We start from the raw sequence: 11,605 nt of genomic DNA on the forward strand, positions 1-11,605 counted from the left end.
GACCGCGTTGAGTGTCCCATTCCGTGCCCCTAGAGTCAAACCACCTATCCGGCAGGTCGGCGGGAAGCGTCTCCCGCGCACGACCCATTCATTTTTACCACGAAGGCACGAAGACACCAAGGGCTGCTCTTTCCTTGGTGTCTTCGTGCCTTCGTGGTTCATTCTCATCGCTCCTTCATGGTTTGGCCGGCGGCTTTTCGAAGATGATCTCACCGAGTTGCTGATTCACGTCCTCCTGGCCGTGCTTCACGCCGTTGAGCCCTTCTATCGTGTCGCTCAAGCGGCTGGCCAGGTCGGCGCGCTTGTCCGTGTCGCTGACGACGCGCGCCTGCATGTGCTCGGTGGCGCCCACGCCCGGCCCGGTGATGTCATTGGCGTCGAACACTTCAAACCAATAATCGATCACACTCCCTTCCTCCACGTGCGGGGTGATCCGTCCGATGCTCCAGTTGAAACGGCGGTTGATCTCCTTGGGCAGCGCGCTGCCGACGTCGAGATCGATGGTCTGGTGCGGCGCGCCTTCGACCCAATCGACGGCGTAGTTCAGCCGCACTTTGGCCACGCCGTAATCGTCCTTCGCGACAAAGGAGAGGAGCATCGTGGCCTCGCGGGTGAGCAATTCCTCGCGCCGCTCGGGCCAGAGAATCCGGATCGTCGGCACCGCATCGGGCAGCACTTCGAGCGGATAAATCGCCGCGCCGCGCGATTCGATCTCGTCGTCATCCACGAGATGCAAGGTCAGCCCGTCCACGTCCCTGGCCGGGATCTCGATCTCCCCCACGAGTTGAGTGTGGTCTTTCGCATCGAGGACGAGCGGCATCGCCTTGACGACCTTCTGGTGATCCGGCCCCAGGAGGCGAATCTCGCCGGACTTCATGGTCGCGCTGGCGCGGACCTTGAGGGCGAGCCGGCTGCCGGCGAGAATCTTCAAGTCGCCCAAGGCGCGCCGCTGCGCGGGCAGGCGCGTGTATTTGGGAAAGATCTGCCGGCACTCGATGCTCGCGACGCTGGGGGGCGGCTTCACTTTCACGTGCACGCTGTCGCTCTCCGCATCGCCGAGCGCGACGCGGTAGTCAAACGACTCCTGCATGCTCTGCAAGGTGCGGACGAAGGTGGGCGGCGCATCCGATTCCCGCGGCAGTTCGAACTCCTGATGTCGGCCGGAGCCCATCTTCAAGACGAGGCGCCCGCCTGGCGGCACGAGGCCGCCGCCCACCACCTCGACGCGCCACGCATCGCCAATGGCGATGACGCGCGGCGCGCTGACTTCGCGGAGGAGCGTCTTGCGCGGCACCGGACCGAGCGAGAGCAGGGCGCGGCGGACGAGCGGCCAGGTTTTGCTGTCGCCGATTTTCGCGAGCACGGCCACCGCCAGGAGCGCACTGGCCGCGATCTTGAGCCACCGCCGGAGGCGGCGGGTATCGATGACCGCGGAAAAATCCATCGTCGCCGCCAGGGCGGTGGTCTCGGCGAGGAGCGCCTTCACCAGGACGGGCGAGACCCCCTCGTCGCGGGTCTTCGCCAATTGCACCGTGGCAATGAAGCGCGAGCGAAAGGCGGGGAGCGCCCGCTCGATCATGAGGGCCACCGCTTCATCCCCCAGGCGCTGGCGCCACGGGCGGAGGCCAAACCAGCCGAGCAGGGCCAGCGCCCCGCCGACACCGGCGATGAAAAAGACCAGTCGGGCGACGATCGGCAGATTGACCAGAAAGTCCGTGACCGTCTCGGCGACCAGCCAGGCACACAGGGCGGTGATCATCATCCCCAGACCAGTGCAGAACGCCACTCGCCCATGGCGTCCGCGCAACTGGCGAATCCGGGCGAGGATTTCGCGCGCATCATCCCAAGCCAGCGGGCGGATGGGAGGCGCGGGGGTGTCGACGGCGGAGGGCACGGCCCGTAAGCTAGGAGAATCCGCTGGCAACCTCAACTTCCCATGAGCGGGAAAATCAGCGGAATGAAAACGCCGAACACAAAGGGGACCTGACCAACCGGTTAATGCCGCTCATTTGCAACTACACCCGCGGCGGCACCGCACTGCAAGGCATGCAGTCCTCTAAAATTTGAGCCTAGACCAGCCTTGACTGGCCTAGACCCGCCTTGACCTTACTCCGAAGGCAGCCCGGGCCGATCAAGACAACCCACCCTGCCCACCGAACCGCAAACGCCTTGGTCTTGTTGCATCTGATTTGCATAAATCTACTCCGTTTTGGATATGCCAAAGAGCCTCACCCCTTTCCCGCCGCAACTTCGGATTCCCTCCCAGCCTCCCCCACCCCACCTGAAGCGCTGACCCTACCACGGTATTGTAAAAAGTCAAAATCAACGGGGTGCTGGGAAATGCCCGCACCGCAATTCCGAGCACAAGAACCGCAATCTGAAGAGCGCGGAACGCCGCCCCTTTCGAGTGAAGTGTGCGCTTCTATGAAGCGCTCCTTTTCCATCCTCTCCCTCCTTACGCAGGGCACCGGCCTCCTCGCCCTCGCGCTTGCGCTGGGCGGCAATCCCCCGGCCCGCGCCGACGAAAATCTTTTCGGCTTTGTCCGTGGCGCGGAAACGCTCCCGAAAGGGCACTACGATGTCTATCAAACAGTGACGCTGCGCACCGGCAAGGACGTGGGGGTGTATCGCGGCTGGGATTCGGACACCGAGGTCGAATACGGCTTTACCGACAAACTCCAGGGCAGCCTGTCGCTGGTCAATCGCTACATCTACAACCGCGGCGTCGAGGAACTGGACGACACCAATCACCTGACCTTCGGCGGCTTCGAAGGCACGACGAAATATCGCATCCTGAGCCCTTTCAAGGATCCCTTCGGACTCGCGGTGCGCCTCGAGACCGGCTGGTTGCTACACGATGAAGTGGCCGGCCTGCTCGAGCACGAGATTTACGTCGCACCGGAGATCATCGTGCAGAAGAACTTCCTCGACGACACCCTCATCACCGAGCTGAATTTCGGCGGGGAGTGGGCCTGGGGCAAGGATCCGGCGGAACAATACTACAAGGAGTTCTCCCTGCAGGGCGGCGTCGGCGTTACCTACCGCATCGCGCCGAAGTGGTTCGTGGGCCTGGAAGGCCACGCCCGCGGGGAATGGCCGCTCTTCAACTTCAACCTCTTCGAGCACTCGGTGGTCTACGCCGGCCCGGCGATCCACTACGCCACGGAACGCTGGTGGGTGACGCTGAGCTACAACTATCAGATCTACGGCCACGGGATCGACGAACTGCCCCGCACCCAGACCTTCGCCGAAGAGACCCGGCACGAGATCCGTTTCAAGGTCGGCTTTAACTTCTAGCCTGGTCGCCGATCTATGTCCGATTGGAAAACTTTTGCCGTCCCTGCGGCGCTGGTGCTCAGCACCTCCGCACCGTGTTTCGGCACCGTCTATTTCACCGCCGACCAGGCACAGAAAGCGATCTTCCCGGGGGCGACGTGCACGCCTTGGGGCGGGAAGCTGACGGCCGATCAAAAGAAAGCGATCGAGAAGGCGAGCGACCTGCGGCTCCGCAAAGACCCGCAAGTCTGGCGCGTCGCGGGCGGCGGGTGGTTCATCGTCGACGAAGTCCTGGGCAAGCATGAGTACATCACGTTTGCCGTGGGGCTGACGGCCAGTGGGGCGGTGAAGCAGATCGAGATCATGGAGTACCGGGAGTCGTACGGCGGCGAAGTGCGCGACGCGAAATGGCGGGCGCAATTCACCGGCAAAACAGCGAAGGATCCGCTGCGCCTCGACCAGGACGTCAAGAATATCAGCGGCGCGACACTGTCGAGCCGGCACGTGACCGAGGGCGTGCGGCGGGCTTGTGCGCTCTATGACATCGCGCTCAAGTGAGGTCCGGCGGGCGCGCCCGCTGCTCGGCACATTTGTCGAAATAGCCGCCGGCGGTCTCCCGGAAGGAGAGGCCCATCGCGCCATCGAGGCCGCTTTCGCGGTGGTGGAGGAAGTACAGCGCCGCATGAGCTTCCACGATCCGGAGAGCATGCTCTCGCGGCTCAATCGCGAGGCGGCCCGCCGGGCGGTGCAGGTGGATGCGTGGACCTTTCGCGTGCTCGCCGCAGCCGCAGAGGTGCATCGGGTTTCCGAGGGGGTTTTCGACGTGACGGTGGCGCCGCATTTGCAGGCGCTCGGCTTTCTGCCGGGGGATGCCCCGGCGGCGGCTGGGGCTCCATTCGCGAGCTTCGCAGACGTGCAATTACTGCCTGATCGCCACGTGCGTTTTCGCCGTGCCGGCGTGTGCCTGGACCTCGGCGGGATCGCCAAGGGATTTGCGGTCGACCGGGCGGTGGCCGCGCTGCGGCGTGCGGGTGTGCCGCGGGGACTGGTCAATGCCGGCGGAGATTTGCGGGTCTTCGGTGGCGAGCAGCGGGTCGCCATCCGGCACCCGGAACTGCCCCAGGCCGCCCACCGTTCCCTGCCCTTGCGCAACGCCGCGCTGGCCACTTCCGCACACTATTTCGCGGAGCGTTGGCAGCCGGGTCAAACACTGGCGCCGATCATCGATCCCCACACCGGCCAACGAGTCACCCAGGTGCTCTCGGCGACCGTGCGCGCGCGCCAGGCGATGCTGGCCGACGCACTCACCAAAGTGGTGATGCTGCGCGGCGAGGCCGCACTCGCCACACTCCAACACTTTTCTGCGGACGCGATTTTTTTTACGACCTCGGGTGAGGAAAGGTGCAGTCCCCGCTGGCATGCAGCGCTCGAGCTTTCGTCTTAGCCGCCCACTCAAGGCGGTGGTGTATCTCGCCTTTGGCGTGCTCCTGCTCACGGGTGCGGCGCTGATGTTTCCCGAACTATTGCCCGACAACCCGCGCTGGGAGAAGATTCCCGCGCTCTCGCGGAAGGTCCACGGCGGCGCGGCGATGATCGCGCTGCTCGTGCTTGGCGCGCTGACCGCCCACGTGAAGCGCGGTTGGAAAGCCGCGAAGAACCGGCTCTCCGGCTCCCTGTTACTCGCGCTCAACGCCTTTCTGGTCGCCACCGGGTACGGCCTGTACTACGCCGCCGACGAGGATTTTCGCGCGTGGCTCATCCGCTGGCATGGCTGGATCGGCCTCGGCACGCTCGTCCTGCTGCCCGCGCACGTCATCGCCGGCCGCATCATCATCCGCCACCTACACGAACAGAAAATGCGGCAGCGGACGCGGGAATGAACGGCGCAGCCCTCATTTCAACTGGACCCGCTTGCGCCAGAACCATTCCGCCGTCGCCACCGCCAGCAGCAGCAGGAAATAGAGCGGCGACGCCCAGATCTCCGCATCGACGACCGAGGACACGCGCTCGCTTTTGGCGCGCAGCGCCTCGGGGAGCTGGAACAGATTCTCCTCGCGGAAAAATCCGCCGCCGCTGAGTTCGGCCATCTGCTTGAGGAGCGCTTCATTCATCGCGGTTTCGCCGAATTCAAAGCGCGCCTCGGTTGCGCTGAATTCAAAGACGGTCCCGGGATCGGATTTCACCGCGAACTGATGCAGACCCGGCGTGAGCACGGTGAAATCGCCACGATACATTCCCGGTTGATCGGGCACCGCGCGCAGCGTGACACCTTGCCGCGAGGACTCCGGCTGGACGGCGGTGTCCGCGGTCTTCACGACATAGCTGCCTTCGACGGAGGCGTCTTTCAGCGGATTGAAATCGGCGGTGTAGAGACGGGCGTAGATCGCCACGCGCTCGCCGACGGCGTAGCTCTGTTTGTCCGCGCTGATCTGGGTGCGTTTCGAGCCGCCGAGCAGATGGGCGAGGCCGAGCTTCTGCGCGATCTGTCCCCAGAGGATCGGGTAGTAGCGCTCGTCCGCATTGCGCCGCCAGCGCCAGGTATTGTCGGTGCCCACGTAGAGCACCTGGCCGAGGCCATATTGCTGCTGGGCGACGACGGGCATCTTGCCGAAGCGCGAGGCCTTGGTCGCATCGCTGTCCTGCAACAAGACTTGCGCGGCGGCTTTCGCCCGCGTGACGCGGGCCACCCAATAGAGCTTGGGAAAGCGCTTCCAGATCGCCGCATTCTCGTCCTCCTTCGCCGAGAGACGGAGCATCGGGCTCGTGCGGCCGAGGGCGGTGAGTTCGAGGGTTGTCGGGCGTTCGGACGCGGTGTTGCGCGCGGGGCCATCGCCAAGTTCGACGGGCAGCATCTTCTCCAGCTCCGTGCCGCGGAAGGCCGCGGGATTGTTGCGCGCACCGGCGAGAAATAGACACGACCCGCCGAATTTGGAGACGAATTCGCCGAGCCATTCCATCTGCGGCGCGCCGATGTCTTTCGCGCCCACGTCGCCGATGACGACGAGGTCGTACTTGAAAAGCTCATCCTTTGTCTGCGGGAAGGTCTTCACGTACGGCGAGTCCGCACCCTCCGCGAGACTGGGGTCGCCCTCGGCCAGCCAGCACTTCAGCTCAATGCGCCGATCGCGCAGGAACACGCTCTGCAAATAGCGAAACTCCCAGCGCGGCGACTCCTCGACCATCAGCACCTTGATCTTGCTGTCGATGACCTTGAGCCGCTGGCTGACGGCGTTGTTGTCCTTGGCCGCCTCGTCGGCGCGCGGGTCGATCGAGGCGCGCAATTCGTACTCGCCGACCTGCTTCGGGGTGAAAGGGAGTGCGACGGTTTGCTCTACGTCGCTGATGAAAACGAGGTCCTTGCTGGCGACAATCTCGTCGCCCAGCTTGAGCGTGATCTTCGCGGTCTCGCCGTGCAGGCCCTGCCCGCGCACGCGGACGGTGACGGGCAATTCGTCCTTGGCGAAGGCCACTTCCTGCGTGAAGAGATTGGCCACGATGATGTCGCGCGGCGAGGTGATGCCGACGCCGTAGATGTAGAGCGGCACGCCTTCGGCGCGGGCGAGGCGCGCGGCTTCGAGCGGTTGCGTGCCGGTGTTGTTGGCGCCATCGGTCGCGAGGAAAATACCGGCGAGCGGCTGGCCGCGCTTGCGCTCGAGCAATTCGCGCACAGCGTCACCGATCGCGGTGCTCTGGCTTTTCGGGTCGAGTTGATCGATCCACTCGGCGGCGCTCTCCGCGGACTTCGCGAGCTGACCCTTCGTGGTTTGCGAGGTTCCCCCGCCGCCAATCTCCACGAGGTTTTGCCCAAAGCTGAAGGCGCTCACGTCGTATTCCTTGCCAAATTTCTGAATGAGGCCGAGTTGGTCGCTCTTGAGCGCGCCTTCCAACAGGTCCACTCGCGGCACAAGCTTCACGCTGGCGGCGTAGGCCGGGTCGAGCGGTTGTTGCAAGCCCTTGCGGAAATCAAGCAGCCCTTTGCCCATGGCCGCCCGGGCGAGATCGGCGGGATCGAAACGCGGATCCTGGATCTTCATGCTCGCGCTGGAATCGACGAGCATGAGGAGCTGGCGGCGGATGGTTCCTTCGACGGTGAAGGCGAGCACCGGCCGCAGTAAAATCAGTAGCAAGAGCAGGAACAACACGGCGCGCAGGCCGGTGAGCAGCCAACGCGCGCGCTGCGAGGTGAGTTCGCGCGCGACCCGCCAATAGCTCCACCACGTGAGCACGAGGAGCAGCAGCGCGAGCAACACGACCCAACCGAGAGCGTCGCCATTGCGGAAGGCGAGGCGCGCGCCGGCGAGGTGAGCCGTGCTATCGATCTTCACGCCGCACAGGCGGAGCAACAGTTCGGTGAAGCTCATCGGGAGCGGCTCCATTGATTGCCGAGTGTCGTCTCGGCCACCGCCGTGACGAGAGCGAGGAGCACGAACGCCATCCAGAATTCGTTGCCCGTGCGCTCCTTTTGCAATTGCCCGCGCAGGCTCACGCCCGGCGACCAGCGAAAGACCTGCGCGACGCCGTCGAAGGTCTTCCAATCCGTGGCGGACAACTCCTGCAGATTGGATTCCGCGGGATCGGCCTGCGCCGCGAAACGGAGCAGCGGCGTGGCATCGTCGCCCTGCCGCACTTCGTAGACGCCGGCGCGTTCCGTGGCCTCGAATTGCAGCATCGGGACTCCATTGACCGCCGTGACGCGCTGGAGCGAGACCGCGTCGCCCTTGCCGCCGGGCGGCTTGATGAGCAGGTCCTTGCCAATCAATTCCGCGTCCATGGCCGCGCTGAGTTTCGCGCCGACGCGCAGATTGAGATGCTCCTCCTGCCGCGTAACCAGCGCGCCCAGGGTGCGGTGGATGAGTGGGACGAAGATCGGGCGGATGCACAGGTCGTTCCAGGCGCTGTCGGCGGTGCTGCTGAACTGCACGACGCGCCCGAAGCCCCAGGTGCGCTCCATGATCGCCGGCTGGCCGTCGTCGTAATTCAACACGACGATGGGCGGCCCGGCCTCGGCGCGCGGGCTGGCGGTCTTCGCCGGTTGCAGGGTGAAGGCGCGGTAAAAGTGCGCGGTGGCCAGGCTGCCCGCCGCGGGATCGCGCCAGATCGAAACGATCGGGTGATCGTAGTCCTTCGCCTGGAGCGTGAAGAATTTCTCCTGCTGTTCCGCGTTGCCGCGAGCCTCGCCGAAAGCCGCCGGGAGAAAGGCGCGTTCGCCGAACATCTTTGCGTTGTAAAAGGTCGTATTGATTTTGCCGCCAGGAAAAACGATCAGGCCGCCGCCGGTGCGCAAATACCGCTCCAAGCCCGCGAGCACGGTCTCCGGCACGTCCGCGACATTCGCCAATACCACGGCCTCGTAATCCCCGAGCTTCGCCGCCGCCAGCTCGGCGGGGCTGATCGTCCTGGTCTTGATGTAATACTTCTCGCGCTGCTCCGGCGCGACGGGAGTGAGGGCGTTGTGGAGATAGAAGACTTCGCTCTCACGCGGCTCGATGCCGGGATCGCCATCGACGAGGAGGACATTGATTTCGCCAATCACCCGCACCGCCAGCGCGCGCTGGTCGTCGGCGGGATTGCGATCCGCGGGCAGGTGCGCGACGACCGAGTGGTAGCCCGCATCGCGGAAGGTCGCGTAGAGCGAAATTCTTTTGGATTCACCGGCGGGCAGCGAATCGATCGTGGCGTCATCGCCGGGCGGGTCATCATCGATGCCGAGGCTGACCTGCACGTTCTTCGCTTCCTCCACGCCGTAGTTTGCAATTTCGATCTCAAAGCGGACCGGTTCGTTCACGGGTGCCAGCGCACTGGCCAGGCGCAAGCCCGTGACCCCGAGGTTGTGCTGCTCGCTCTCGCCGAGCAGCACGATGCGCGCGTGTACGTCCTTCGCCGCCTCGAGGAGAGCGCGCGTTTCCGCGAGTTGCTTCCAGCCGTTGCTTTGGCCATCGGTGATGACGAAGAGTTGCTTCGTCGCGACGGGTTGGCGCTGGAGCACTTCGACCATGCGGCGCAGCGCCGACGGCAGTTCCGTGGCGCGATCGGAGCGCTGTGCTTCGCGAATCGCCTTGCGAGCGAGCGCGAGGTCGTGGGTCGGCTCCGGGATGACTGGCTTCACGACGTCGGAAACGAGCCACACGGCAACCGAGGAACCACTGGGCAGGGAATCGAGCACTTCCTCCGCCGCCTTCTGCGCCTGCGCGAATTTCGAGGCGGCGCCGTCGCTCTGCGACATGCTCGCCGAGTTATCGATCGCGATGATCGCCGCTTCGTTGCTGTCGCCAAAACCCGCGAGACCACTCTTCTTGAAGGAGGGGCGGGCGAGGGCCAGCGCGAGCACCACGAGGAGCGCGCAACGCAAGATGAGGAGAATCAAATCCTCCAGCGAGAGCCGCTGTTGGTTCTTCTCCACCACGTTCTTCAAAAACCGCATCGCCGCCCAGACCACGCGCTTGATCTTCTTCTTCGCGAGCAGGTGGATGATGATCGGCGAGGCGATGCCGATGATTCCGAAAAGGAGGAGTGGATTAAGGAAGGCCACGGCTCTTTTTTAAACCGCGGAGACGCGGAGGCGCGGAGAGTGAGAAATCGAGATCGTAAAATTCTTCTTCCTCTGCGCCTCTGCGTTTGTCCCCGTTGCGCCATGGACCTGTCGCCGAGCCTCCAGTCTGCGGCTCAAACAAAAGTCATCCATAACGATGGAGCCGCGTGGCGAGGAAGGCGCTCAGCACGTCTGCCCAGGGCTGGTCGGTGGAGACGCGGACGTAGGGGCAGCCCTGGCGTTCGCAGCCGAGGCGGATGCGGTCGAGGAAATCGTTGAATTCCGCGAGATAGCTGGCGCGCAATTCCGCGGGGCGCGTGAGCACTTTGCCTTGTTGCTCGAGGCCGTGAAACTCGACCGTGCCGCGAAAGGGGAAGGTCAGCTCGTATGGGTCGAGCACGTGGAAGACGATCACCTCATGCCCGCCGAAGCGCAGGTGCTGGATGCCCTCGAGGATCCTGGTTTCGTCGTCGAGCAGATCGCTGATGAGAATGACGATGCCGCGCCGCTTGACCTGCCGCGCGAGTTCGCTCAAGGCCGGCGCGATAGCCGTCTGCTCGGTCGGCACGAAGTTCGCGAGGACATGGCAGATCTGATGAATCTTCGCGAGCGCATCGGTGCGGGGTTGATACTCGCGCATTTTCGCGTCGAAGACGCCCACGGCCACCGCGTCGCGCTGCAGCAGGATGAGATAGGCGAGGCAGGCTGCGACGGTCCGCCCGTAGTCGAGCTTCGAGATTTTCCCGGAGCCGTACTTCATCGACTCGCTGCCATCGAGCAGCAGATGCGCGACGTAGTTCGTCTCCTGTTCGTACTGCTTGATGTAATAGCGGTCGCTGCGCCCGAGGACTTTCCAATCCAAATGCCGCGTATCGTCGCCCGGCACGTACTCGCGGTGCTGCGCGAACTCGATGGCGAAGCCGCGAAAGGGCGACTTGTGGGCGCCCGCCATGTAGCCCTCGACGATCGTCCGTGCCTGCAGCCCAAGATGCTCCGCGCGTTGGATGGCCTCGGCGTCGAGCAGCGTGTCGTGGGGAGATTTCGCGGCCATTGGGCTGGCAACGCGTCAGCGATCCTGCGGGATTTTCTCGAGGATGAGCCGGGCGATGTCGTCGCTGGTGACCCCTTCGCTCTGCGCGGCGAAATTGGGCAGGAGGCGGTGGCGCAGGATCGAGGGCGCAACGGCGGCGACATTCTCGCAGCTCACGTAGACCTGACCACGGACGATCGCGTGCGCCTTGGCGGCGAGGATGAGATTGAGGGACGCGCGCGGGCCGGCGCCCCAGGACAGCCATTTCTTGCAAAAGTCCAGGGCCTGCGGGCTCTTGGCGCGGGTCGAGGCGACGATCTTCTGCGCGTATTGCAACACGTGATCGGCCACCGGCATGCGGCGCACGACACCTTGCAGGTACAAGATGTGGTCGATCTCGATGATCTTGCGCGGCGTGCCGCCGCCCATGCCAGTGCCGCGCTTCATAATCTCCAGCTCCTCCTCCATGCTCGGGTAGTCCACAAAGATCATGAACATGAAACGGTCGAGCTGCGCTTCGGGCAGCGGATAGGTGCCTTCCTGTTCGACCGGGTTTTGCGTGGCGAGGACGAAGAAGGGATCGGGCAACGGATGGTTCACGCCGCCGACGGTGATCTTGCGTTCCTGCATGGCCTCGAGCATGGCCGCCTGGGTCTTCGGCGGCGTGCGGTTGATTTCGTCCGCGAGAATCACATTCGCGAAAATCGGCCCGGGTAGGAACTTGAACTCGCGCTCATTGGTCTGCGGATTCTGGTAGATGACCTCCGTGC

The 11,605-nt window shown here is 64.3% G+C and carries 9 protein-coding genes; 4 read left to right on the forward strand and 5 right to left on the reverse strand.

Translation table 11 applies throughout. The features are described 5' to 3' along the window. Positions 1–175 precede the first annotated feature (175 nt). Positions 176–1,894 carry a DUF4175 family protein gene (locus ABJF10_RS11380; RefSeq protein WP_348544687.1) on the reverse strand — a complete coding sequence of 573 codons (1,719 nt, stop codon included), beginning with the start codon at positions 1,892–1,894 and terminating at the stop codon, positions 176–178. Positions 1,895–2,424: 530 nt separating this feature from the next. Here ABJF10_RS11380 and ABJF10_RS11385 point away from each other — a divergent pair. From ABJF10_RS11385 to ABJF10_RS11400, 4 genes are read left to right on the forward strand one after another with little or no spacing between them, the layout of a single operon-like run. Further along, on the forward strand, positions 2,425–3,297 hold the full coding sequence (locus ABJF10_RS11385) for a DUF6662 family protein (protein ID WP_348544688.1): 873 nt from the start codon (positions 2,425–2,427) through the stop codon (positions 3,295–3,297). Positions 3,298–3,312: 15 nt separating this feature from the next. Then, positions 3,313–3,834 carry an FMN-binding protein gene (locus tag ABJF10_RS11390; protein WP_348544689.1) on the forward strand — a complete coding sequence of 174 codons (522 nt, stop codon included), beginning with the start codon at positions 3,313–3,315 and terminating at the stop codon, positions 3,832–3,834. Next, on the forward strand, positions 3,815–4,720 hold the full coding sequence (locus ABJF10_RS11395) for an FAD:protein FMN transferase (protein ID WP_348544690.1): 906 nt from the start codon (positions 3,815–3,817) through the stop codon (positions 4,718–4,720). Before ABJF10_RS11390 ends, ABJF10_RS11395 begins: the two co-directional genes overlap by 20 nt. After that, positions 4,695–5,156: a hypothetical protein gene (locus ABJF10_RS11400; RefSeq protein WP_348544691.1), complete on the forward strand. Its 462-nt coding sequence runs from the start codon at positions 4,695–4,697 to the stop codon at positions 5,154–5,156. Before ABJF10_RS11395 ends, ABJF10_RS11400 begins: the two co-directional genes overlap by 26 nt. Before the next feature lie 12 nt (positions 5,157–5,168). Here the strand turns inward: ABJF10_RS11400 and ABJF10_RS11405 are convergent, their stop codons facing one another. From ABJF10_RS11405 to ABJF10_RS11420, 4 genes are all read right to left on the reverse strand, one after another. Continuing rightward, positions 5,169–7,637 (reverse strand): hypothetical protein, encoded by a 2,469-nt coding sequence (locus tag ABJF10_RS11405; RefSeq protein WP_348544692.1) that lies wholly within the window; start codon positions 7,635–7,637, stop codon positions 5,169–5,171. Further along, positions 7,634–9,805 (reverse strand): BatA domain-containing protein, encoded by a 2,172-nt coding sequence (locus ABJF10_RS11410; protein ID WP_348544693.1) that lies wholly within the window; start codon positions 9,803–9,805, stop codon positions 7,634–7,636. The genes ABJF10_RS11405 and ABJF10_RS11410 overlap by 4 nt, the downstream gene beginning before the upstream one ends. A gap of 145 nt (positions 9,806–9,950) precedes the next feature. Then, positions 9,951–10,856 carry a DUF58 domain-containing protein gene (locus ABJF10_RS11415; protein ID WP_348544694.1) on the reverse strand — a complete coding sequence of 302 codons (906 nt, stop codon included), beginning with the start codon at positions 10,854–10,856 and terminating at the stop codon, positions 9,951–9,953. A 15-nt stretch (positions 10,857–10,871) separates the two neighbouring features. Beyond that, a partial coding sequence (locus ABJF10_RS11420) for a MoxR family ATPase (protein WP_348544695.1) occupies positions 10,872–11,605 on the reverse strand: 734 nt, incomplete at its 5' end.

This window comes from Chthoniobacter sp., assembly GCF_040003245.1.
GTDB lineage: Bacteria > Verrucomicrobiota > Verrucomicrobiia > Chthoniobacterales > Chthoniobacteraceae > Chthoniobacter.

Coding starts and splice junctions, on each gene's coding strand:
- ABJF10_RS11385 (WP_348544688.1), top strand. CDS start 2,425: ATGAAGCGCTCCTTTTCCATCCTCTCCCTCCTTACGCAGGGCACCGGC.
- ABJF10_RS11390 (WP_348544689.1), top strand. CDS start 3,313: ATGTCCGATTGGAAAACTTTTGCCGTCCCTGCGGCGCTGGTGCTCAGC.
- ABJF10_RS11395 (WP_348544690.1), top strand. CDS start 3,815: ATGACATCGCGCTCAAGTGAGGTCCGGCGGGCGCGCCCGCTGCTCGGC.
- ABJF10_RS11400 (WP_348544691.1), top strand. CDS start 4,695: ATGCAGCGCTCGAGCTTTCGTCTTAGCCGCCCACTCAAGGCGGTGGTG.
- ABJF10_RS11405 (WP_348544692.1), bottom strand. CDS start 7,637: ATGAGCTTCACCGAACTGTTGCTCCGCCTGTGCGGCGTGAAGATCGAT.
- ABJF10_RS11415 (WP_348544694.1), bottom strand. CDS start 10,856: ATGGCCGCGAAATCTCCCCACGACACGCTGCTCGACGCCGAGGCCATC.